The sequence below is a fragment of the Flavobacterium sp. Sd200 genome (assembly GCF_009826935.1).
Lineage (GTDB): Bacteria > Bacteroidota > Bacteroidia > Flavobacteriales > Flavobacteriaceae > Flavobacterium.
On record NZ_WUMN01000005.1, the window covers coordinates 297,929 to 320,555 of the forward strand.

19 protein-coding genes are annotated in these 22,627 nt (G+C 40.1%); 12 read left to right on the plus strand and 7 right to left on the minus strand.

Annotation, left to right across the window (positions count from 1 at the left end; all coding sequences use genetic code 11):
* Positions 1–75 precede the first annotated feature (75 nt).
* Complete coding sequence (locus GR160_RS14790) at positions 76–1,353, minus strand: retropepsin-like aspartic protease (protein WP_160750666.1); 1,278 nt, start codon at positions 1,351–1,353, stop codon at positions 76–78.
* Between the two features lie 205 nt (positions 1,354–1,558).
* Positions 1,559–3,484, minus strand: coding sequence for a transcription termination factor Rho (rho, locus tag GR160_RS14795; protein WP_160750667.1), 1,926 nt, complete (start codon positions 3,482–3,484; stop codon positions 1,559–1,561).
* A gap of 190 nt (positions 3,485–3,674) precedes the next feature.
* On the opposite strand from rho, the gene GR160_RS14800 reads away from it, so the two are divergent.
* Complete coding sequence (locus tag GR160_RS14800) at positions 3,675–4,085, plus strand: DUF4293 domain-containing protein (protein WP_160750668.1); 411 nt, start codon at positions 3,675–3,677, stop codon at positions 4,083–4,085.
* A gap of 65 nt (positions 4,086–4,150) precedes the next feature.
* On the opposite strand, the gene GR160_RS14805 is transcribed toward GR160_RS14800, so the two are convergent.
* On the minus strand, positions 4,151–4,879 hold the full coding sequence (locus GR160_RS14805; RefSeq protein WP_160750669.1) for a biotin--[acetyl-CoA-carboxylase] ligase: 729 nt from the start codon (positions 4,877–4,879) through the stop codon (positions 4,151–4,153).
* 93 nt (positions 4,880–4,972) lie between these two features.
* Here GR160_RS14805 and rsfS point away from each other — a divergent pair, with 93 nt between their 5' ends.
* The 7 genes from rsfS (at position 4,973) to GR160_RS14840 (ending at position 10,514) form a co-directional block, all read left to right on the plus strand.
* Positions 4,973–5,344, plus strand: a complete 372-nt coding sequence (rsfS, locus tag GR160_RS14810) for a ribosome silencing factor (RefSeq protein ID WP_160750670.1) — start codon at positions 4,973–4,975, stop codon at positions 5,342–5,344.
* A 17-nt stretch (positions 5,345–5,361) separates the two neighbouring features.
* Entirely contained in the window at positions 5,362–7,290 is a 1,929-nt protein-coding gene (gene ftsH / locus GR160_RS14815) for an ATP-dependent zinc metalloprotease FtsH (protein WP_160750671.1), read from the plus strand.
* A gap of 106 nt (positions 7,291–7,396) precedes the next feature.
* A complete protein-coding gene (locus tag GR160_RS14820; RefSeq protein WP_160750672.1) occupies positions 7,397–7,996 on the plus strand; it encodes a lactate utilization protein B/C in 600 nt (199 codons plus the stop codon).
* 1 nt (position 7,997) lies between these two features.
* Entirely contained in the window at positions 7,998–8,816 is an 819-nt protein-coding gene (locus GR160_RS14825) for a phosphatidate cytidylyltransferase (protein ID WP_160750673.1), read from the plus strand.
* Positions 8,806–9,459 (plus strand): phosphatidylserine decarboxylase family protein, encoded by a 654-nt coding sequence (locus GR160_RS14830; protein WP_160750674.1) that lies wholly within the window; start codon positions 8,806–8,808, stop codon positions 9,457–9,459. Before GR160_RS14825 ends, GR160_RS14830 begins: the two co-directional genes overlap by 11 nt.
* A 3-nt stretch (positions 9,460–9,462) precedes the next feature.
* On the plus strand, positions 9,463–9,726 hold the full coding sequence (locus tag GR160_RS14835) for an acyl-CoA-binding protein (protein ID WP_160750675.1): 264 nt from the start codon (positions 9,463–9,465) through the stop codon (positions 9,724–9,726).
* 8 nt (positions 9,727–9,734) lie between these two features.
* Positions 9,735–10,514 carry a superoxide dismutase gene (locus tag GR160_RS14840; protein ID WP_160750676.1) on the plus strand — a complete coding sequence of 260 codons (780 nt, stop codon included), beginning with the start codon at positions 9,735–9,737 and terminating at the stop codon, positions 10,512–10,514.
* A gap of 306 nt (positions 10,515–10,820) precedes the next feature.
* Here the strand turns inward: GR160_RS14840 and GR160_RS14845 are convergent, their stop codons facing one another.
* Entirely contained in the window at positions 10,821–11,051 is a 231-nt protein-coding gene (locus tag GR160_RS14845) for a hypothetical protein (protein WP_160750677.1), read from the minus strand.
* Positions 11,051–12,463 carry an MATE family efflux transporter gene (locus tag GR160_RS14850; protein WP_160750678.1) on the minus strand — a complete coding sequence of 471 codons (1,413 nt, stop codon included), beginning with the start codon at positions 12,461–12,463 and terminating at the stop codon, positions 11,051–11,053. Before GR160_RS14850 ends, GR160_RS14845 begins: the two co-directional genes overlap by 1 nt.
* Positions 12,464–12,663: 200 nt before the next feature.
* Here GR160_RS14850 and GR160_RS14855 point away from each other — a divergent pair, with 200 nt between their 5' ends.
* A complete protein-coding gene (locus GR160_RS14855) occupies positions 12,664–13,191 on the plus strand; it encodes a hypothetical protein (RefSeq protein WP_160750679.1) in 528 nt (175 codons plus the stop codon).
* 72 nt (positions 13,192–13,263) lie between these two features.
* Here GR160_RS14855 and GR160_RS14860 read toward each other — a convergent pair whose 3' ends face one another.
* On the minus strand, positions 13,264–14,139 hold the full coding sequence (locus tag GR160_RS14860) for a PPK2 family polyphosphate kinase (protein ID WP_160750680.1): 876 nt from the start codon (positions 14,137–14,139) through the stop codon (positions 13,264–13,266).
* Positions 14,140–14,211: 72 nt separating this feature from the next.
* Between GR160_RS14860 and GR160_RS14865 the strand changes: the two genes are divergently transcribed.
* The 3 genes from GR160_RS14865 to GR160_RS19450 all read left to right on the plus strand — a co-directional run bounded on the left by GR160_RS14865 (position 14,212) and on the right by GR160_RS19450 (position 18,715).
* Positions 14,212–15,060 carry a hypothetical protein gene (locus GR160_RS14865; RefSeq protein ID WP_160750681.1) on the plus strand — a complete coding sequence of 283 codons (849 nt, stop codon included), beginning with the start codon at positions 14,212–14,214 and terminating at the stop codon, positions 15,058–15,060.
* A 231-nt stretch (positions 15,061–15,291) separates the two neighbouring features.
* The gene (locus tag GR160_RS14870) at positions 15,292–15,804 is read left to right on the plus strand and encodes an RNA polymerase sigma factor (protein WP_160750698.1); all 513 of its coding nucleotides are present in this window, start codon (positions 15,292–15,294) and stop codon (positions 15,802–15,804) included.
* Positions 15,794–18,715, plus strand: coding sequence for a VWA domain-containing protein (locus GR160_RS19450; protein ID WP_160750682.1), 2,922 nt, complete (start codon positions 15,794–15,796; stop codon positions 18,713–18,715). The genes GR160_RS14870 and GR160_RS19450 overlap by 11 nt, the downstream gene beginning before the upstream one ends.
* Before the next feature lie 44 nt (positions 18,716–18,759).
* Here GR160_RS19450 and GR160_RS14880 read toward each other — a convergent pair whose 3' ends face one another.
* Entirely contained in the window at positions 18,760–22,179 is a 3,420-nt protein-coding gene (locus GR160_RS14880; protein ID WP_160750683.1) for a patatin-like phospholipase family protein, read from the minus strand.
* Positions 22,180–22,627: the final 448 nt, after the last annotated feature.

The following is a 22,627-nucleotide window of genomic DNA, read 5'->3' on the forward strand; positions in this document are numbered from 1 at the left end:
GACCCTGCATGTATGGCAAAAACTTCTTATATCATATTTAAATTATTTGATATTTTAAAATACACTCCTTAACAACTACTTAGGCGTTGCCCAGAGTTCTTTTTCATTCGTAAACTTATATTCGGTCTTTGGCTGAGGGGTTAAGGAAATTTCCTTGCCATTTTTAAGCTTTAAAATAAGCTTCTTTTGATCTTTCAATAAATTTTGCTGATACATCCTTAAGGTATAATTATCTCCAAAATCTGCCGGAACTTTACCGTTAATGCTCACCACCTCGTCCATCAGTTTAATATCGCTGTTTACAGTATTAGCATTAGCATCTATAGACATGATTTTAAGCTTACCTTCTATATAATGCACACGGTAGCCATATACCTCGTTTCCAATTGCCGGAGCCGGCTTTTTCCTTGACGAAAGCGCATATACTGTATTGCCAGAAGTATTTATTATTACATTATAATTATCCCTAAAAATTTTATTGCCAATAATTATATTGTTTACAGCTTTTGTAAACGAAATTTTGGGTTGGACGGCAAGTTTTTTTCCCGAAAGCTCGAAGCTAAACCCATCTTTAATAGTATAAATAGTGTCAACAGGCGCCAAACCACCTACGCTGATAGAGCTGGGTCCAAAGGCTTTAGTAGCGTCAGACTTAGCAAAGAAATGTGCATTTGAAGTATTTACCTCAATAATATCGTTGTTAAATCCAAAATCAACCAAGGTTTCAATCTTGTTGCCATTAAGCGCAATGGGCATATAATGGTTTGCATTGGTTTCAATAATGCGATAGGGCAAAACCAAATCGTTATTGTTTACCATAAATGGTTTTTCAGATATTTCTACAAAATTGTTATCGAAATCAAATTTCCAATTTAGTTTATTGATAACCGCAGCTCCTAAAATACCCTGGAACATTAGCTCTTTGGTCTGGCTTATCGATTTAAAATCTACCTTAAGAAACGGGGAGTTCAGAACCGAAATTCCACCAATCTCCATCTTAGGACAAATTATAAAATTTAAATTTACCTGAACGTTATTTCCATCGGTCGCAGTAACGCTCTCGGCATTACCACCATAGGGCACAAATTTAAATTGGTCTACAAGAGAATTATCAATACCCGAAAACGAGAAACCGTTATCCCACATAAAAGTGGCATTTTTTCCGTTAACTTTTATTTTTAATAATATAAGGTCATTTTTTATTTCAATCGGAATTTTAACCGTTTTGTTGTCGGTTTTCAGCGTTGCTGAATGCAAAAAATCAACTATCTCTTTTTCTGTTTGTGCCTGCGCTTTAGGCAATGAAAGAGATAATGTAATCAGGAAAAATAAGATCGTGTGGTGTAGTTTCATTTTGGCTTATGTAAATAATTAAAGGGCAATTATAGTCAATATTTTTTACACACCACTTTTAAACTTCAACCTCTACACCCTGACTTTACCTGTAAACACGTACACTTTGTGCTATCTAAAAAGCAAAAAACCTGCAAAAACTGTTCTTATTCAGTTGTTTGCAGGCTTAATGATTATTTTATGATGTACCTAAAAAAAATCGGTATTAGTCGTTCATCGAAATAAGGAATTCGGCGTTGTTACGGGTCTTTTTAAAACGGTCGTTAATAAAATCCATAGCCTCAACCGGATTCATATCGGCAAGATATTTCCTCATTATCCACATGTGCTGTATGGTTTTTTCGTCAAGCAGCAAATCGTCTCTCCTTGTGCTCGACGATGTAAGGTCTACCGCCGGGAAAATACGCCTGTTGGCAATTTTCCTGTCTAACTGTAGTTCCATGTTTCCGGTACCTTTAAATTCCTCAAAAATAACCTCGTCCATTTTAGATCCGGTTTCCGTTAGTGCCGTAGCAATAATACTTAAAGATCCGCCACCTTCTATATTACGGGCTGCACCAAAAAAGCGTTTTGGCTTTTGCAGGGCGTTGGCATCTACACCACCGCTCAATACTTTTCCGCTTGCAGGCTGCACCGTGTTGTAAGCCCTGGCAAGACGCGTAATAGAGTCCAAAAGCACCACTACATCGTGGCCACACTCTACAAGACGTTTGGCTTTCTCTAAAACAATATTGGCTATTTTTACGTGTTCCTGCGGCTCTTTGTCAAAGGTAGAGGCAATAACCTCTCCCCTAACGCTGCGTTGCATATCTGTAACCTCTTCAGGACGTTCGTCAATAAGCAGTACAAGTAAATAAACTTCAGGATGATTTGCCGCAATAGCGTTCGCTATATCTTTAAGCAACATGGTTTTACCAGTTTTTGGCTGTGCCACGATCATGCCGCGTTGTCCTTTCCCTATAGGCGAAAACAGGTCTATAATACGGGTAGATATAGTGCTTTGCTTTTCAGCAATATTAAATTTCTCTGACGGGAAAACCGGGGTTAAGTGCTCAAAAGCAATCCTGTCGCGCACCACCTGTGGGTCATGACCGTTAATTTTGTTTACCTTAACTAACGGGAAATATTTTTCGCCCTCTTTTGGCGGACGTACCACACCTTTTACAGTGTCGCCCGTTTTTAAGCCAAACAGGCGTATTTGCGAATTAGACAAATAAATATCATCCGGAGATGCAAGATAGTTGTAGTCAGATGAACGCAGGAAACCGTAGCCATCAGGCATCATTTCGAGCACACCTTCGCTCTCAATAATACCGTCAAACTCATAATCCGGTTCGCGGTAGTTTTGTTTCTTGTTTTGTGTTGCCTGTGGCTGTGGTGCTGTGGCTGTGCTATTATTGTTGCTTGCCGCCTGGGGCTGTGCCGGCACAATAGCAGGGCCATCTGCCTGGGGCGCACCACCATCTGCAAGAGCCTGCATTCTTTTTTTATAGCTTGGGTGATTAGGATTGTTGGCATTAGCCCTCTCAATTTGTGCCCTTCGCTCTTCTTCGGTCAGTTGTGGCCTTTGCTTTGCAGGCGCATCACCTTTTGGTTGGTTAGCGTCTCTCGCCTGTATTTTTTTCCTTTTGTCTTTCTCACCTGCCGGATTTTGACTGTTAGCAGCAGATAAATCTGTCGGCTCTTCAGTCTTAACTTCCTGTGCAGCATCTTCTGTCTGTGCGGTTTGCGCCACAGGAGTATCTTCGGCTGTTTCAGTTTGTTTTAAAGGAGTATTTTTCTTTTTAAAAACCTTATCGGTTTTGGGTTCAGCTGTCGGTGTGTTTTCGGCAGTTGGAGCTGTTTCTGCCGCAGGGGCTTCATCAGCAAGGGTTTGTGTTTTAGTTTTAGCATCGTCTGCCTTAGCTATCCTGGCACGCTTTGGTTTAGCTTCGCTTTCAGACGTGGGCGCAGCGGCAGCCGTTTCTTCAAATAGTGGCAATACCTGTGCAGGGTTTGCCGCCTGATGGTCTAAGATCTGGTAAATAAGTTCGTCTTTTTTTAGTCCGCGATATTTATTGATCTTAGCTTTCTTAGCAATTTCCTGAAGTTCAGGCAGCTTCATTTCTTTCAATTCAGAAATATCAAACATGTATTATTTCGGGTTAGTTTTTGAAATTTTAAAAAACGCAGAAAGTAATAAGGAATTTTTGGAGAAACCATACTTCTGCAGAGAGGAAGTACTTGTAGTTTAGTATTGCAATATTACAAATTATTTTTTACTGTGCAATAGTATTTTTATAAAAAGAAAACATATTTTTGTGCAGCAATTAAAAACAGCGATGTTACAAAGAATACAAAGCATATATTTATTTATAGCCGTTATTAGCAGTGGGGTGCTGCCTTTATTTTTGCCCCTGTACACTCTTGATAATGGCGAAGAAGTATCGTTTATGCAAAATATAGCCTATGTATTGTTATTTGTTTTTAGTGCCACGCTTTCTATAATAGGCATATTTACTTATAAGAGAAGAAAAAATCAGTTTGTTATTGGCAGGCTGAACATAATATTAAATTTAGTTTTATTAGGATTATTTATTTACAGGGTGCTAAATTTATCCGGAGATACAAAAGTATCAGAGAAGGGTATTGGGATGTTCCTCCCTATTGTTTCTATCGTTTTTATAAGCCTTGCCAATAAGGCTATCAAGAAGGATGAGGATCTCGTAAAATCAGCAGACCGTTTAAGATAAACCTTTAATCTTAGTTTATTAGTGCGTAAAAGATCCGGAGCTTGCCAGCTACCGGATTTTTTTGTTTAATACAGCAACTGCACCTCTTTTATAGCATATTGCGCAATGGAAGTATCTTCAAGAGCAACCTCTAACATGCCGTTGCGGTTAACGCCCTGGATAATGCCCACAAACCTTTTCCCGTTACTTTCAAAGGTCATAGGTACTCCTTTTTTGAACAGCCTGTCGTGATAGGCCTGCCACAATGCATCTTCCCCATTATTCAGTAATTTTACGGCAGTAAGTTTTATTTGCTGTATTATCCTGTGCATTATCTCCTCTTTATCAAAATCATGGCCTGTCACCAAGGCTAATGACGATGCCCTGGCCAATCCATCAAAATTTTGCTGGTTCACATTAAGCCCTATTCCTATAACAGATGATATAGCCCCACCCGACTTAAAACTATTCTCTATAAGCACACCGCCAATTTTTTTACTGCCTGCCAAAATGTCGTTAGGCCATTTAACACTAAGCTGCGGAATATTATATACTTCTAAAGCTTGGGCAATGCTTACTGCCACCCCTACATTAAGGTTAAAAACGGCATTAGCTTCAAACAGTAAATTTTTAACCAAAACACTAAAAGTTAAGTTTTTACCCGACTCTACACTCCACTGCGCACCCATTTGCCCACGCCCGGCTGTTTGGTTTTGGACAGTAACAACAGTAAAATTTTCTATGTCCTGAGAAGCCACCAGTTGTTTAAGGTAATCGTTGGTAGAGTTTGTGGCATTGAGTTTGATTATATTCATTTTAAAATAAGTGTACTTACCCTTTTTTAATATAAATTTAGGGTCAAAAGTAAACACAAAAGTGATAACTTTGCGTAATATATAAATTTTTAGATGGCGAAAAAAAATGTAAACAATGATGATCTGTTAGCTAATATCATCAAAGGAATAGAAGAAGTAAAAGGCAATGATATAGATATCCTCGATTTAAGGGCAATCGATAATACCGTGTGCGATTATTTTGTAATATGCAACGGTACCTCTAATACACAGGTAAACGCTATTGTTCACTCAATTCAAAAAATAGTTTCCAAAGAATTAAAAGATAAACCTTGGCATGTTGAAGGTACAGAGAATGGTGAATGGGTACTTATGGACTATGTAAACATAGTGGTACACGTTTTCCAGAAACACATTCGCGAGTACTACAACATAGAAAGCCTGTGGGGCGATGCCAGGATAACTTCTATTGGTAACAACTACTAACAAAGAACCAAAAATTCATGTCAAAAGATAATAAGCCTACAAAATTTAAAATAAGCCCGTACTTTATATATGGCGGAATTTTATTGCTGCTTATAGCTGCAAACTATTTTAGCGGAGCTTCTAACTGGAGCAGCCCTAAACCTACATCGCTTTCTACTTTTTACAAGTACTTAGACCAAAATGAGGTACAAAAGGTAGTTTACAACAAAACTACCGCCGAGGTGTATTTAAAACCCGAAGCCCTTAAAAGCAAAGAGCACGAAAAAGTACAAAAAGACATGTTTGACCACGCCAACAAAGGCCCTCACTACAGTGTGGTTATTGGCGACAAGAACGAACTGTTTGTAAAAAAACTTGACGAAGCCTCTAAAGCCGGTAAGCTTACAGACTATTCTGCTGAGCCGGAGAGTGCCTGGGGCGAATGGCTGATAACGCTTTTCCCTCTAATCATCATTATTGGTCTTTGGGTGTTTATGATGCGAAGAATGTCTGGCGGTGGCGCAGCCGGAGGCGGCGGACAGATATTTAATATCGGCAAATCTAAAGCTAAACTTTTTGACGAAAAAAACGATATTAAAGTAACTTTTAAAGACGTTGCAGGCCTTGAAGGTGCCAAAGAAGAAATACAGGAAATTGTAGAGTTCTTAAAAACCCCTGAAAAATACACCAGCATTGGCGGTAAAATACCAAAAGGAGCATTGCTTGTAGGCCCTCCGGGAACAGGTAAAACCCTGTTAGCCAAAGCTGTTGCAGGCGAAGCTAAAGTTCCTTTCTTTTCGCTTTCGGGTTCAGACTTTGTTGAGATGTTCGTAGGTGTGGGCGCAAGCCGCGTGCGCGACCTGTTTAAACAGGCCAAAGAAAAATCACCTGCCATTATATTTATAGATGAGATCGATGCTGTGGGCCGTGCCCGTGGCAAAAATAACTTCTCAGGCTCTAACGACGAGAGAGAAAACACCCTGAACCAACTACTTACAGAAATGGATGGTTTTGGTACTAACACCAATGTTATTGTGCTTGCCGCAACCAACCGCGCCGATGTTCTTGACAAAGCTCTTATGCGTGCCGGACGTTTTGACAGGCAAATTTATGTAGACCTTCCGGACATCAGGGAGCGTCGCGAGATATTTGAAGTACACCTTAAGCCGATAAAAAAATCGGAAGACTTAGATACTGAGTTCCTTGCAAAGCAAACCCCGGGCTTCTCCGGTGCTGATATTGCAAATGTTTGTAACGAAGCTGCCCTTATTGCTGCCCGTAACAACAAAACCGCAGTAGACAAACAGGATTTTCTTGATGCTGTAGACCGTATTGTGGGTGGTCTTGAAAAGAAAAACAAAATCATCTCTGCTGAAGAAAAACGTGCTATTGCCATTCACGAAGCAGGCCACGCAACCGTAAGCTGGATGCTTGAGCATGCTGCCCCACTGGTAAAAGTAACCATCGTGCCAAGAGGTCAAAGCCTTGGTGCTGCTTGGTACCTGCCGGAAGAAAGGCTTATTGTTAGACCGGACCAAATGAAAGATGAAATGTGTGCCACCATGGGAGGCCGCGCTGCTGAAAAGGTTATTTTTAATACCATATCTACAGGTGCTTTAAGCGACCTTGAAAAAGTGACCAAACAGGCACGTGCTATGGTTACCATTTATGGGCTAAACGACAAACTGGGCAATATTACATATTATGACTCTACCGGGCAAAGCGAATATAACTTTGGAAAACCTTATAGTGAAGACACAGCACAGGTTATTGACAAAGAAATTTCAGACCTTATAGAAGAGCAATACCAGCGCGCTATTAACATTCTTGATGAGAACAGGGACAAGCTACTTAAACTTGCCGATATACTTATTGAAAAAGAAGTGATCTTTAAAGACGACCTTGAAGCAATTTTTGGCAACAGGCCGTTTGAAAAAACAGGGCATGAGGTAATTAGTGAAGCTTAGATAAAAAATCATAAATAAAAATTAAAAATCTTAACCCAATCGCAGGATTGAGTTAAGATTTTTTTATCTTTGGTCATTAAGCAAATCATTTGGGGATATAACGAGTATGAGCCTTTTTAAGAAGATTTTTGGTGCAGGAGAAGTTTCCGGAGAAGAGAAAAACGCAGACAACAGTCCTTTTCTCCCGGAAGATCAATTGCCTATTGACGAGCTTTTTACTACAAATTTTAAAAAAAACGGGGGTAAATTTATTTACTGCGACAGCGTTAACGAGGTGCACGAACAGTTTTTAAACGTGCTTGAAGAAAACGACTGGTTTGAATGCGAAGCTTTGTGTTTTGAACCCAAATTACAGCACCTGCTCGACGAAAACAGGCTTGAATACAATAATGTTAAAAACCCTAAGTTTTTACTGGCAACCTGCGAAAGCCTTGTGGCCGATGAGGGTGCAATACTTTTTTCGTCTAAACAAATAAAACAATTTAAACCCGGCGAACTGCCCGACAACATTGTAATATTTGCCACAACCAGCCAAATGCTGGCCAGTAAAACAGACTGCCTTAGACATATTAAGAAAAAATATGATAAGGACTACCCCACTAACATAACAGCCATTAAATATTTTGAAAAAGCTAAAGACGAAGATTTTTTGCATTATGGCAGCGTAGCTAAAAACCTTTACTTATTGCTTTTAGAAGACCTTTAATATGAACGAGAGCATCATAAGGACATTATCGGGCTTGGTTTATATTATTTTGCTTGTATCAGCAACCCTTTACTCCCCCTTTACCTTTGCAATTTTATTTGGCATTTTCCTTATACTATCTGTAGTAGAGTTTTGCCGCCTTGCTAATCTTGACAAAGCTGTTCCTATTGTTATGGCCTTAGCAGGTTTAATGCTGTTTGGCTACAACGTTAACAACAATCCGGCATCTAACCTCATGCTCAACCTGGCAGCACTATTTATATCGGTTAGCCTCCTTATGGATCTTTTTAAAACCGGGCCGTTGGTGCCACGCGACAAAACCGCAAAACTGGCGCGTTTAACCGGATATGTTATTATACCGTTTATACTTATCATTAAAATGGCGTTTTTAACAAACGCCTTTAATCCGTATATAATTATAGGCATGTTCATACTAATATGGGCTAATGATACCTTTGCGTATATTGTGGGCAAGCTTATAGGCAGGCATAAACTGCTTGAACGTATATCTCCCAAAAAAACCATAGAAGGTTTTGTGGGGGGCATGCTGTTTGCTGTTGTAGGAGCCTATATTTTAGGACAAAGCAGCTATTTTAATACAGCCCTAAGCCCCTGGCAGTGGATGGCCTTTGCGGCAGTCCTTGTAATTTTTGGCACATTGGGCGACCTTGTAGAATCTCAACTTAAACGAAATGCCGGTGTAAAAGACAGCGGTAAGATAATGCCCGGACATGGCGGCATACTTGACAGGCTGGATAGCGTATTATTTGCGACACCTTTCTTATTTTTGTATTATCAAATCTTAAACTATGTTTCATAAAGAAGGAGCTAAAATTATTTTTATTGCCTTAGTGGTAAGTGTGGGCATTGTATTGCTGGCAGAAGAATTTATACAGGTATTTTGGCTTTTAAAAGCCATTCAGGTATTTACGTTGGTTTTCCTGATCCTGATATTGCAGTTTTTCAGGAACCCGAAACGCCACGTTACCGCTTCAGACCATAATGTAATTGCCCCTGTAGACGGCAAAATTGTGGTTATAGAAGAAGTGTATGAAGAGGAATATTTTAAAGAAAAACGCCTTCAGGTATCTATCTTTATGTCGCCCATAAACGTACACGTAACACGCTATGCAGTAAACGGTTTGGTAAAATTCAGCAAATACCACCCTGGCAAATATCTTGTAGCCTGGCATCCTAAGGCCAGCACCGAGAACGAACGTACGACTGTGGTTATAGAGAATAATTATTTTGGAGAAATATTGTATCGCCAAATTGCAGGTGCATTGGCAAGACGAATTGTAAACTATGCACAACAAGGCATGCAGGTAGTACAGGGCACTGATGCAGGCTTTATAAAATTTGGCTCAAGGGTAGATATTTTTTTACCTTTAGGTACAAAAGTAAATGTGCAGCTTAACCAAAAAGCCATAGGCGGAAAAACCATTATTGCAACTAAAGAGTAATAAATGCAGGAAAAAGACCTTGATACCCTTTTTCAGGAAGCTTATGAAAAAGCTTCTTTAATGACCGAGGCCCTGCCGCAGGATGTAATGCTACGCATATATGCCTACTATAAACAAGCTACTTATGGCCAGTTTAATGTAGGGCAGCACGCCGGGTCTAACTTAAGGGATGCTTTTAAAACAAATGCCTGGATGCAGGTAAGCCACATCTCGCCCGATGAGGCCAAGAAATTGTATATTGAAACGATAAACTCGTTAACTAAATAATTACTATTATGAAAAAAGTAAAAATTTTCTTTTCAGCATTAGCCGTTGTAGCTGCGCTACAATCTTGTAAAGATAAAGATAACCTTGAAGAGGTAGTAACTGTTCCTGAGCCGCAAAAAGAGGCCGCTGCGCCTGTTGGCAACCCCGACGATGTTAAGGCAGAAGACGCTTCGGGCAAATTCCAGATAGCCAAGCTTGGCTATAAGTATGATGCGCTCGCTCCAAACATCGACGCAAGAACAATGGAACTACACTACTCTAAGCATTATAAAAAATATACAGACGAGCTTAACAAAGCAGTTAAGGGCACTCCGCTTGAAGGCAAGACCATAGAAGAGATATTTGCAACACTTGATCCTGAAAACAAGGCAGTTCGTAACAATGGTGGCGGTTTTTACAACCACTCACTATTTTGGGAAGTAATGGCTCCTAATGCAGGAGGCAAACCAACAGGCGCACTTGCCGATGCTATTACTAAAGATTTTGGATCGTTTGAAGCATTTCAGGAGAAATTTACTGAGGCTGCCACTAAGCAGTTCGGTTCGGGCTGGGCATGGCTTGTAGTTACTGCCGATGGAAAACTTGCCGTGGGCAGCACTGCCAACCAGGACAACCCATTAATGCCGGGACAGTCTGTTACAGGTAAACCAATTTTAGGCCTTGATGTTTGGGAACACGCATATTACCTAAACTACCAAAACAAAAGACCTGACTATATTACTGCTTTTTACAACGTAGTAAACTGGCCTGTAGTAGCTAAAAAATATGAAGCTGCCATAGCCAAATAATATCTTTCTTATATTATTTTGGTCAGATTAGTTGTATATTTTTGTCACGCAAAGACGCGAAGACGCAAAGTTGATGACAAAAACCGATATTTCTGAGCGACGTAAGTCGCAAAGCTTTGCGACTTACGTCGCTCAGAAGAATTGCTAATCCAAAAAACAGCTTTGCGTCTCTGCGCCTTTGCGTGACAAGACTTTTAAGCTGAAATATTAAATAATCAAGCCGCATGAAACTAACATCATGCGGCTTTTTTTATAGTATAAATTCGGTAAAGGTTTAAAACCTAGAACTGTTACTGTAAGCTCCCCCTACTCTTTTTCGTAACGATCCATTTCGCGGTCATAAAAATTGTTGGCCTCTTCAATAAGGCCTTCCATTTCGGCATTAAGTTCATTTTCGTCAAGATCTTCCGGCTCTTCCAAAAATTCTACCTCATCATCTTTAAGGTTTATTATAAAGCGTGGGTAATCAAGATGAATAATAAATATATCATCCGGATGATCTGTATTATCTGCAAGTACAAATTTAGGTAATTCCATTACTTAGTTTCAGGTTTAAGGTTTAAAGTTTCAGGTTGCCCGTCTTCTTCAATAAATTTATGGGTTAAATAATTAAAGCGAAGATACAAAAATATTGCTGCTGCGGTCAGTCCTGCCAGCAAACCAATCCATATTCCTGTTGCTTTTAGCGGTGTGTACAGCCCTAAATAGAACGATACCGGAAAGCCAATAACCCAGTAGGCTATAAACGTAATTATAGTAGGCACTTTAACGTCCTGCAAACCACGCAGTGCACCAAGTACCACCACCTGCACCCCATCGGATATCTGGAAAACAGCAGCTACTAAAAGTAATGTAGACGCTATTTTTATTACTTCGGTATTATCAGTCAACTGTATAACATCTTCAGCATTTACAAACCAATGTGGCAAATAATTGTGCAGCAGCACGAAAAGCAGCGCAAAAACAATTTCTATAATAATTGCCAGCAAAAATATAGAACGGGCTACTATTCTTAAATTAGCATAATCTCTTAATCCTTTTTGATTGCCTACACGCACCATGGCTGCCACACTTAGCCCCATAGCAAACATAAACGTCATAGAAGCCAGACTAAGCGCAATTTGGTTTGCCGCCTGATTGGTCTTGCCCAAAAAACCTGAGAGCCACACAGCGGCCGTAAAAAGGGCTACCTCAAACAGCATTTGCATAGACGAAGGCAAACCCAGTGAGGTTATTTTTTTAAGCATACTCTTTTTAATTTCGCCAAAGCTGAAATTGCTGAAATACTTTTTAAGTTTTGCATTGCGCGATAGCGATATGTGCATGAAAATGAGCATGGCAACGCGCGAGGTTACTGTACCAATGGCAGCCCCCATCATTCCCATTTCAGGGAAAAACCACACGCCATATATCAGTACATAGTTAATACCTACGTGTATAACATTACTGAATATAACTGCATACATAGCATATTTGGTTAACGACATACCGTCGGCAAACTGTTTATATCCCTGAAACATAACCATGGGCAGCAACGAGAACCCCACCCAGCCCACAAAGGGTTTGGCAAGGGCAATTACCTCTTCGGGTTGATGCATAAGCTTCATTAACGGTGTTGCAAAAGATACAATGGTAAACAAAATTATGCCCAGCATGGTGCATAACAGCAACCCATGATGAAAAGCAGAACGCACGGTTTGCTCGTCTTTCCGGGCATCGCCCTGTGCTACTATTGGCGTTATGGCAGTAGAAAAGCCTATGCCTGCCGACATAGCTATAAACACAAAACTGTTAGCAAGAGATACAGCGGCAAGCTGTGTAGCTCCAAGCCTGCCTACCATGATATTATCTATAACACCTATAAGGGTATGACCAAGCATACCCAGGATTACCGGATAAGCAAGCCGGATATTAGACGAAAACTCTTTTGTGTAAAGCGATAGACCCACTATGAAATTGTAATTTTTTACAAAGGTACGCCGTAGTTTCCGATTGAAAACCTAAATGCGCTAAAACATTATAAATCATTATTTTATGTAAGACATATCTTAATTTTATTATTTCTTTGGTAATATATTAACTAAATATTACAAATGATGATAAGCAGCTTACTGTAATTTTGGCTTACTAACATAAACTTGATGAAGCCATGAAAACGAAAATGAATTTTAAAGCTTTACTGCTGGGAACATTGCTTTTACTTGGGGCAAATGGTTTTGCACAAAAAATTACGGGTACAGAAAATCCTGCCATTGATAACTATGACCAAAATTTCAGGCTGGGCTTTGGTATAAATGCCGGGCTGCCTACCGACAGCGATTTTAACTTTGCACTGGGCGGCGATATAAGGTTTCAGTATGACCTTACCATGAAAACATCGTTGACACTAACTACAGGCTACACACACCTGTTTGCCGATGAAAACATTCCTGATCTTGGTTTTATACCCGCAAAAGCAGGCTTTAAAGCCTTTGTTTGGGAAGACCAGTTTTATGTATTGGGCGAAGTGGGTGCCGGTTTTGCTGTGACTAATAACTATGACCAAACCACGTTTTTATGGTCGCCTGGCATAGGCTATGCCAATAAATACATAGACATAAGCGCACGCTACGAAGGCCTTAATGATTTTGGTACCGACCAAATTGCACTGCGCATTGCGTATGGCTTTAAACTTTAAATTGCCCCCTTTTATAAACATAACCTAAGTTACCAAAACTACCCGGCAGCATTAATTTGACTGCCGGGTTTTTTATTCGTTTTCAAGCTGCTTTCTGTATTTGGCAATATTATCTGCAACTTCTTCATCAACTTCGGGTTCTTTAATATCATATTTTTTAAGCTCCTCTAAAATAGTTTTAGCTACAAAAAGCCTAGCCTTCTTTTTATCATCGGCAGGAATAGCAAACCATGGTGCTTCATGTGTAGCAGTATTATTAATAGTTTCTTCATAATACTGTTGATAATCGTCCCATCGCTCACGGTCTTCCAGATCGCCCGGAGAAAATTTCCAGTTGTGTCCTTTCAGGTTTAAACGACGCAAGAGGCGTTGTCGTTGTTCTTCTTTACTGATATGAAGAAAAAACTTAAGTATAATAGTTCCGTTTTGCGAAAGATGTTTTTCAAAATTGTTCATTTGGTCGTAACGGTCATTCCATATAGTCGATGGTATATCTTCAACCTGCTCAATACCCGGCAAATTTTCAGCTAATATGTTTTGAGGATGCACCCGGCTAACCAAAACATTTTCGTAATGCGAACGATTAAACACTGCAAACTTGCCTTTTTCCGGCAGGGCAATATAATGACGCCAAAGATAATCATGCTCCAACTCTGCCGAAGTTGGCTTTTTAAAACTATACACATTTACCCCACGTGCATTAAAGTTTTTAAAAACTTCACGAATAAGGCTGTCTTTACCACTGGTATCCATTCCCTGAAGACATATCAGTACGCTATATCGGTTGTTAGCATACATTTTATCCTGTAGTTTACTCAGGTCTTTGCTTATCTTTTTAAGTTCACTTTTTAGCATATCTCCGGTCACACCCAGGTCTATATCAGTTAGAGCGTCATTAATGCTAAAAGCTCCGTTAACTTTAAAATCGTTAGTATTTATATTCTTCATCTACAAAATAAATTATCTTTATATAAATATAACAATTAAAATACCGCTGCGTTTTTAGTAAAACATAAGATTATGCAAAAGTTTACGCTTCAGTTGCTGTTTAAAATTATAGGCATTGGGTCGGCTTCAGGGCTCATATACAATAACAATTCGCTCTACCTTATTGCCGACAACAGCCATTTGCTGTATGAATACAACTTAGACAACAAAGTCCTTGATAAAACACCGTTGGTGTCTAAAGACTATGCGGGTGCATTAGAAAATGTGCCTAAAAAAGATAAAACAGATTATGAAGCCATTGCCGCAAAAGGCGATGACCTTTACCTGTTTGGCTCCGGCTCTACAGAAAACCGCAACCTGATAGGCCACATTAACGGCAAAACAAAGGAGGTATATCCGCACATTGATGCCACCGACCTTTATCTTGCCATGCAACAGTTTGGCGAAATATCTCCCGAAAATTTTAACATAGAAGCTGCTGTAAATGATGGTGGCGAAGTGTGGTATTTGTTTAACCGCGGTAATGGCCCGGCTGCACAAAATGGCATCTTTACACTTACAGGGACAATAGACGACACTGCTTTCCAGATAGTATATAACAAAATTAAACTACCAAAAATTAAAGGGGCTCAGGCCAGCTTTACCGATGCTGTTATGGTAGACAACAAACTCTATTTTATTGCAGCAGCCGAAGGCGGCAACAGCACCTATGCCGATGGCGAGGTTTCGGGCACGCTTATTGGCCGCATCAACATAGACAAAATGAAAGTGGAGTTTACTGAGGTTATTTCGACTAAAAATAAATTTGAGGGAATAACACTCTATAAAAAGGAAGGCAAAACCCTTGAATTTTTGCTATGTGAAGATACCGACAGCGATGCTGCTGAATCGGATATTTATAAAATAACCGTTAAACCGTAGAGACGTTGCAGTGCAACGTCTAACATCCATAAAAATATTGGGCGATATTATTGCAGACGTTGCAATGCAACGTTTCTACAAAATATGTTTTTGCGAGGTGTTAGACGTTGCAGTGCAACGTCTCTACAAAATCTTTTTTCACCCCCTCCCAACCTTTTTATCTTTTTCGTGCTCTATGTATAAAAGAGACTAATTGTGATAGACGAAAAACTCATAACAGCTTGCAGAAAAATGCACCGCGACTCTCAGAGGCAGGTGTATGAGCTTTTGGCTCCTAAACTGTACCACACCTGCAAACGGTACCTTAAAAGCGAAGAGGCCATAGAAGAGGCTATGGCTGATGCCTTTTACACCATATTTACTAAACTCGACCAGCTAAAAGAAACCAAAGCTTTTGAGGCCTGGGCGCGCAAAATTGCCGTAAACCAGTGCCTGCTGAGCCTTAAACGCAATATAAACTTCAACATTTATATTGAAGATATGGCCCGTGCCGAAGAACCGTCGGTAGGGCAAACGGCAACACTGGAAGAGGAAGACCTGCTACACCTGCTTACTTATTTGCCAGAGGGCTGCCGCACCGTGTTTAACCTGTATGCCATAGAGGGATTTTCGCATAAAGAAATTGCCGCTATGCTGGGTATTAGCGAGGGAACATCTAAGTCGCAATTAAACGTCTCCCGTACCAAACTTAAGGAAATGGTAAACAATGTTTATTACAAAAACACGAGCAGCAATGGAAAATAAAGATAAAATATACGACCAGTTTAAAGAGGCCGCCACTAAGGCCGAAGATAAAGGCTTTGCACGCATGGATGCCGTATGGAACCGTGTGGAAGAAAAGCTTGACCAGAAAAAAGAACGCCGTGCCGCCATTTGGTGGAAGTATACCGGCATTGCCGCCCTGTTACTGCTGTTTACAGGCATAGGAGCTTATTTGATGAATAATAACGATGCGGTTATAACACCACAGGCATTGCCACAACATAACGTTACGGTTACAGATACGATAAAAGTAAAAGAAACCGTTGCCCCGATTACAAAACAAACGGTTACTAAAAAACCGGAACAGGTTATTGTTTCTGCAGAAAAACCGAAAGCCAAAAATGCCCCGGTTATTGACAAGACCAAACCTGTTATTGAAAGCAGTGCAGATGCAGCAATAGTTGCTGCTCCAAGTGTAAACAACACCAGTGCTTACAACACGGCAAGCAGTGAGGTTATGGAAGCAATGGCAAAGGAAAAATATCCTGTAGCCGAAACACCACAGACCGAAATAGTGCTTACCCCAGCTGTAGCTACTATAAATGCAGAGGGTAAAATGGTGTACAGCGGTATTGTTTATGACAGCAGCAAAATGCCGATTCCGGGGGTTAATGTAACCTTAAAAGGCCTGACAACAAAAGGAGTACAAACTGATTATGACGGTAAATATCAAATTGATGCCAACCCCGGCGATATTCTGCAATTTTCTTTTATAGGTATGGAAAGCCAGGAAATAAGGATAAGCAGGAACACTACGATCGATATTGCCATGGCTGATGACAGTAATACACTTGAAGAAGTGGTAGTAGTGGGGTATGGTACTTTGAAAAAATCAGATGTAACCGGTGCTGTTACTACTGTAAACCGAGAGCTTTCCCGAAAAGAAAGACGGAAACAGGAAAAAGAGGCTAAGGCCGCTATGCAGCAGGGTGTAGCTGCAGCATCTATGGGAGATATTAATACTGGCTATGGATACTCAGCCCCATCAACTGAACTTAAATCGTATAAAGGGAAAAATGAAAACCTAGCTAAAAGCAATACTTCCGTTAATAATTCCTTGGCAGTTGGTGTAGATGCCAAAGCAATACAAGATACAAATATTACACAGGCTTTACAAGGGCAGGTTGCCGGGCTGCAAATAACTCCCAACAACGGTGCGTCGGAATATTATAATACAGTATCAATAAGAGGGGTTGGATCTATACAAACTGGTAACAAGCCTTTGTATGTAATTGATGGAAAAATAGCCAGCGAAGATGCATTAAGGAACATTGACCCTAATAAAATTGAGCATATAGAAGTGCTTAAAGATAACGCTGCAACTTCACTTTATGGCAGCAGGGCTTCAAACGGAGTAATAATCATTAAAACCAAAAACCTGTCGCGCAAAGAAAAAAGAGCTATTAAAAAGGCTGCTAAAGAAGCACTAAAAACAGGGTATATAGATACAACATCGGGAAAAAGTTTGACACCTGAAAAAATACAGGTTGATAGCGAAGAATATGAAGCCTTTGAAGAAAATAAATTTGAAAACCCTGCCACTACTCCACTGTCCACCTTTTCGATAGATGTAGACAATGCATCCTATACCAATGTACGAAGGTTTTTGAACGGTGGGCAAACCGTGCCTAAAGATGCGGTTAGGGTTGAGGAGATGATAAACTTTTTTAAATACAGCTATCCGCAGCCAAAGGGCAACGATCCGTTTTCTGTCAACACCGAATACAGCGATGCCCCATGGAACCCTAAGCATAAGCTGCTAAAAATAGGGCTTCAGGGCAAAGAAATAGCCTCTAAAGACCTGCCCGCCTCTAACTTTGTATTTCTTATAGATGTTTCGGGTTCTATGAGTGACAGCAACAAACTGCCCCTACTCAAGCAGTCTATGAAAATATTGGTTAGCCAAATGCGAAAGCAGGACAGGATTGCCATTGTGGTATATGCCGGGGCCGCAGGTTTGGTACTGCCTTCTACAAGTGGTGATGAAAAAGAAACCATAATTGCGGCCTTAGACAAACTGAATGCAGGCGGTAGCACGGCAGGCGGTGCCGGTATAGAACTGGCTTATAAAACAGCTCAGGAAAACTTTGTAAAAGGCGGCAACAACCGTATTATACTGGCTACCGATGGCGATTTTAACGTAGGGGCATCATCTAACACCGATATGCAAACGCTGATTGAAGAAAAGCGCAAAAGCGGCGTGTTCTTAACCTGTCTTGGCTATGGCATGGGCAATTATAAAGACAGTAAACTGGAAACCCTGGCCGATAAAGGTAATGGTAATTATGCCTACATAGACAACATGCAGGAAGCCGACCGCTTTTTGGATAAAGAGTTTAAAGGCTCTATGTATGCCCTTGCAAAAGACGTTAAGATACAAATTGAGTTTAATCCTAAACACGTGCAGTCGTACCGATTGATAGGCTATGAAAACCGCAAACTGCGAGACGAAGATTTTGCAAATGATGCCATTGATGCCGGAGAACTTGGTAGTGGTCACACGGTTACAGCGCTGTATGAAATTATACCCACAGGGGTGCAAAGCGATTATTTTGCGCCAACATCTGAACTAAAATACAGCCAGCCCAATGCTGCTACGGGTACATATAACAACGAACTTGCCACTATAAAACTGAGGCATAAAAAACCTGAAGGCGATAAAAGTACCGAAACAGTTACCGTAGTCCCTAATAGTGCCGTGAGCCTGGAGCAGGCATCAGCCGATTTTAAATTTGCAGCTTCGGTAGCGTGGTTTGGGTTAAAGCTAAGAGACAGCAAACTGCTACCTAACAAACAAACCAAAGATATTTATGAACTGGCCAAACCTTGCCTGTTGTATGACCCCGAAGGTTATCGCGCAGAATTTTTAAGGCTTATACAAATGGTGGAATAAAAAAAAGGGGCTGTCTAAAAAGTTAGGCAGCCCCTTTTTTATTCTTAAAGCCCTATTTGAGTCCTGCTGTTTATAGAATGATACCCTAATTTCCTGTAGCTTTCAAACTGGGCTTCATCAAAAAACTGGTCGGCGGTAGATTGCTGCGGAAAATCAGGGTTTGCCATTTTGTATTCCCGTATATCCACCGGCTCGTCTTTGGTTAAGCTTGCTTTTACATAAACCAGTGTGCCTTGTTTTTGCGTAGTGCCCGGATAAATGATATCTCCTTTTACCACGTGAGCAGACGAATTTTCTATGGCAGAAATAGATATAACTATCTCAACCCCAAAGTCTATCCTACAGCGCCTAATGGCATTGGCAAGACCTTCGCACGCTGTTTCCTGATCCTGTTCTGCATCGCCAAGAAGTATATAGCTGCATTTTCGCCTTACCAGTTCATACAACCCCATGTTATCAAAATGGCCTCCATCAGAAAGGCACACATAATTCATATCAATGTCTGATTTTCCCATAAGGTCTCTTATTAAATACAGTAGCCCAAAGTTTGGGTCAGACCTTTTCCATCGCCTAAGCCTTGGGTTTCCAATCCACCACCCCAGGCGCACATTAAACATCGTTAACAAAAAAGCCATGCCCGGTGATGAATGATAGCCCCAGTTAGGGTTTACGGCTGCGCCCGATATTGCCATGGCCGTACCAATGGTTGGGCCTCCTTTTTCGTTAGAATATTCATCGGTTGGCCTGTATCCGTATTCATATACATGGTCTATGTCGTATGTAGAAGGCCGTGTTGGGCTAAAGTCGTAGCCACAATATAAAGGCGAAAAAACAAACGATTCGGCCATCCTGTCCTGCCGGTCTAAAGCAGATACCACAGTAGCATTTAATGCCGAATTTATTATTGGAAACGGACCTGAATAACCATATTTTGTTTGAAAAGAAGATAATAGGATATCATCGTTAGAATCGAAACCCGTATAGGCATTTTCCGATTTTGTTCTTTCTTCCCGCGTGCGTGTGGCACCCAAAAATGCCCTTATAAGCCTGTTCCTGTAAAAATGATGAAGAGAGAATTCGTTTACACCCACCCTCCAGCTTAAAATAAGAGTTGTAAGGGCTAAAATTAGCGTGATGATCCATCTGCTCAAATCTGAACTTCCAAAGTTTTCCCTTATCTCTTTAATGATATACGACCCCGATAAAAGCATTATTATTAAAAATACAAACGGACTTATTTTAATCACAAGGTTTGTAATCAGTTTCTTTTGTTCTTCTTTTATGCTTGTGGCTTCAAAAGCTTTTTTTACTCCCCAGCCTACAATAACTGCACCTCCCGGAAGTACTGAAAGCAGATATTTTTTTACATCATTTTCCCAAACATCAGGCATAAGTAATGATGCAAAACTCACAACTATCCAAAGCAGCATAAACCTATGTATGTTGCCCCCTATCCTGCCCCACCATTCTCTCCTGTAATCCGGGAAAAGCTCTCCCATTAAAGCCATGCGCACTATTACCGAAACAGAGAATATTTCCAGCACTAACGGCACCCCGAAAATAAGTATAACCTTTTTGGGGTCTATTCCCCATTCTGCCTCTATAAAAGTGTAAATATCAGCCAATGAAGTCCAAAATAATACCAGTAAAAAAATAAGGATCGCCGCCGATACAATTGAGGAAAGGAATACTGCTACAAGCACTTTTGCAGAAGTATTGTCGCTATTGATTTGTTCATTATCATATATATTGGCAAGCCCCAGTTGCATAATATCTTTACGCTTATGGTAATTGCCCCAGGCAGCCACCCAAATAAATGCTAGAAAGGCAGCAAAGGCGGCATGCAGGCCTAAATCGGTTATGTCTTCTTTAGATGTATCGCACTTGGCTAAAAAATAGGTAGTTATTATAAGTGCAGACAGGCATGCCCAAACAACAAGCAGCGCCGGAAGCGTTTTAGAAAAATTGATTATAGAAGAGAGACTGAACTTTATATTTTCAAAAAAATCAGGAAACTTTATCCGTATGGTTTTATGCTCAACCGTATGAAAAGAGCGCATTGCTACGGCTATCAAAAGTGCCCCTGTAAAAAATATAATAAAGCTATAACAAAACATTCCAATAGATTTCTGTGTAATCATATCAATCACAGATCCTTTCCAAAGGGCAAATATATCTTCAATAAAAGAAAGAACGGTGAGCAATGTGAGCATTAAAACAAACTGATTGATAACAGTATTTCTAAGCCAGGTCATGCCCGATGCCCACGCATCTGAAGACATTATGCCTGTGTTTGGCGAGAGGTAGTTACTAAACATACGCAGCCAACGCAAAGGGCGCACCTCATCGGCCAACGGATCGCCGGACTTAGTTGGAGACAGTTGATCGTTTACTTTGCTAAACGAACCCGACCTTTTTATCCAGGAGTTAAACCAGGTACCTATATACCCCCCGCCCGAAACTGTTGATATATAATCGAACTTATGGAGCACATTCAGGCTGGCAAGTTTTTGCAAAATGCCCAGATTGAATGTTGCCGACCTTATGCCTCCTCCCGAAAAGGCAATTCCCATAAGTTCCATTTCATTCGCTTTTACAAAGGGGTCAAAAACATCGAGTGTTTTGAGTTTTACCGAATTATTTTTTACACTTTGGCTGTTATTGTTAGGAGAAGTGATATCGAATTCCTCGGCACGCCTGCATCTCGCCTCTTCGATCTCGATCAACTCATCTCTCAGCAATGTTTCAAATGGCAAAGGAAATCCCCTCATTTTAAGTTCATTCAGCAGCAAATTGTCTTTTAAAAGCAATGCATTAGCTTCTTCGTTTTTTCCTTTCCACCAGCTCCTATAGGCAATACAATCGGGCTTGCTCAAAATATCGGTATAATCAGTGCTGTCTGCTTTCTCGACAGAATCATCTTTAAAAGGTTTATAAAACTGGTAAAGCCTTATAAAATAGGCCTTTTTTTCCTGTCCTGCTAACGTAAGTATAACCTGCAGAGGTATGTATTGTAAAATTGCTGAAAGCTCAATACGCTGTTGCGCATCTCTGTAGAGCACTGCACGAATTTGCTCTCGCCAAAAAAACGGAGGCCTAAATAAAAAAAGTTCATTATTTTTCTCTGCCGGTTGGTGTATTTCAATTTCAACATTAAATATAATAGGAGGCTTAACTATGTTATCATATAGCCAATGATATAATTTTATAACCGTATTAAAATATCTCGATTTTAATTTATCCCTGTCATATTTAGTTGGGCTGTGCCAAACAAGATCTTTTATCCTTGCGTGTTGGTTAGGTGTTAATATTTTATGTTGAATGTCCATAATATCCAACTCATTCCATCTTTTTCTGTGCGCAAGCTTGTCTGATAATCCATTTACCGCATCATTCTTTAAAATATCCTGAAAAAGGGTAATGTAAGCAACGGCTTGAGCGTTTAGGTCGGTAACAATATCCATAGTGTCAATAGTTAAGATAATTTGTATGTTTTAAACTCCAATCGTGTTCGACCCGGCCGGTAGCTGTGAGTAGCAGGTACATTTTGGCAACAGGTTTATTGTATAATCAAACAGATGCACTGCGGGTGCAGTGTTTAATAGCAATGCAGGACTAAAAAAATAAACGGCAAATAGAAATTTGGTGGCTGTTAGCTGTGCAGAACAAAATAATTTTAATTGATCTTTAAAATTATATTTCAATAAAAATTACAGGACTGAATTACAAGCAACTAACTATATATTTACTATAACAAATTAACACTTTTGCTGCAATAAAAAAAATACCTATTAATAGGTATTTTTCTGAATTTCAAAACATTGAATATAAAAAAACAGCAGCAGGAAATCCTGCTGCTGTTAAAAAAATAAACTTCTTTATAATAACTTAACTAACTCAAAACTGCTATTT

Bases quoted from the DNA above. Each gene is read 5' to 3' on its own strand.
- GR160_RS14790 (WP_160750666.1), bottom strand. From the start codon at position 1,353: ATGAAACTACACCACACGATCTTATTTTTCCTGATTACATTATCTCTT.
- rho (WP_160750667.1), bottom strand. From the start codon at position 3,484: ATGTTTGATATTTCTGAATTGAAAGAAATGAAGCTGCCTGAACTTCAG.
- GR160_RS14800 (WP_160750668.1), top strand. From the start codon at position 3,675: ATGTTACAAAGAATACAAAGCATATATTTATTTATAGCCGTTATTAGC.
- GR160_RS14805 (WP_160750669.1), bottom strand. From the start codon at position 4,879: ATGAATATAATCAAACTCAATGCCACAAACTCTACCAACGATTACCTT.
- rsfS (WP_160750670.1), top strand. From the start codon at position 4,973: ATGGCGAAAAAAAATGTAAACAATGATGATCTGTTAGCTAATATCATC.
- ftsH (WP_160750671.1), top strand. From the start codon at position 5,362: ATGTCAAAAGATAATAAGCCTACAAAATTTAAAATAAGCCCGTACTTT.
- GR160_RS14820 (WP_160750672.1), top strand. From the start codon at position 7,397: ATGAGCCTTTTTAAGAAGATTTTTGGTGCAGGAGAAGTTTCCGGAGAA.
- GR160_RS14825 (WP_160750673.1), top strand. From the start codon at position 7,998: ATGAACGAGAGCATCATAAGGACATTATCGGGCTTGGTTTATATTATT.
- GR160_RS14830 (WP_160750674.1), top strand. From the start codon at position 8,806: ATGTTTCATAAAGAAGGAGCTAAAATTATTTTTATTGCCTTAGTGGTA.
- GR160_RS14835 (WP_160750675.1), top strand. From the start codon at position 9,463: ATGCAGGAAAAAGACCTTGATACCCTTTTTCAGGAAGCTTATGAAAAA.
- GR160_RS14840 (WP_160750676.1), top strand. From the start codon at position 9,735: ATGAAAAAAGTAAAAATTTTCTTTTCAGCATTAGCCGTTGTAGCTGCG.
- GR160_RS14845 (WP_160750677.1), bottom strand. From the start codon at position 11,051: ATGGAATTACCTAAATTTGTACTTGCAGATAATACAGATCATCCGGAT.
- GR160_RS14855 (WP_160750679.1), top strand. From the start codon at position 12,664: ATGAAAACGAAAATGAATTTTAAAGCTTTACTGCTGGGAACATTGCTT.
- GR160_RS14860 (WP_160750680.1), bottom strand. From the start codon at position 14,139: ATGAAGAATATAAATACTAACGATTTTAAAGTTAACGGAGCTTTTAGC.
- GR160_RS14865 (WP_160750681.1), top strand. From the start codon at position 14,212: ATGCAAAAGTTTACGCTTCAGTTGCTGTTTAAAATTATAGGCATTGGG.
- GR160_RS14870 (WP_160750698.1), top strand. From the start codon at position 15,292: ATGCACCGCGACTCTCAGAGGCAGGTGTATGAGCTTTTGGCTCCTAAA.
- GR160_RS19450 (WP_160750682.1), top strand. From the start codon at position 15,794: ATGGAAAATAAAGATAAAATATACGACCAGTTTAAAGAGGCCGCCACT.
- GR160_RS14880 (WP_160750683.1), bottom strand. From the start codon at position 22,179: ATGGATATTGTTACCGACCTAAACGCTCAAGCCGTTGCTTACATTACC.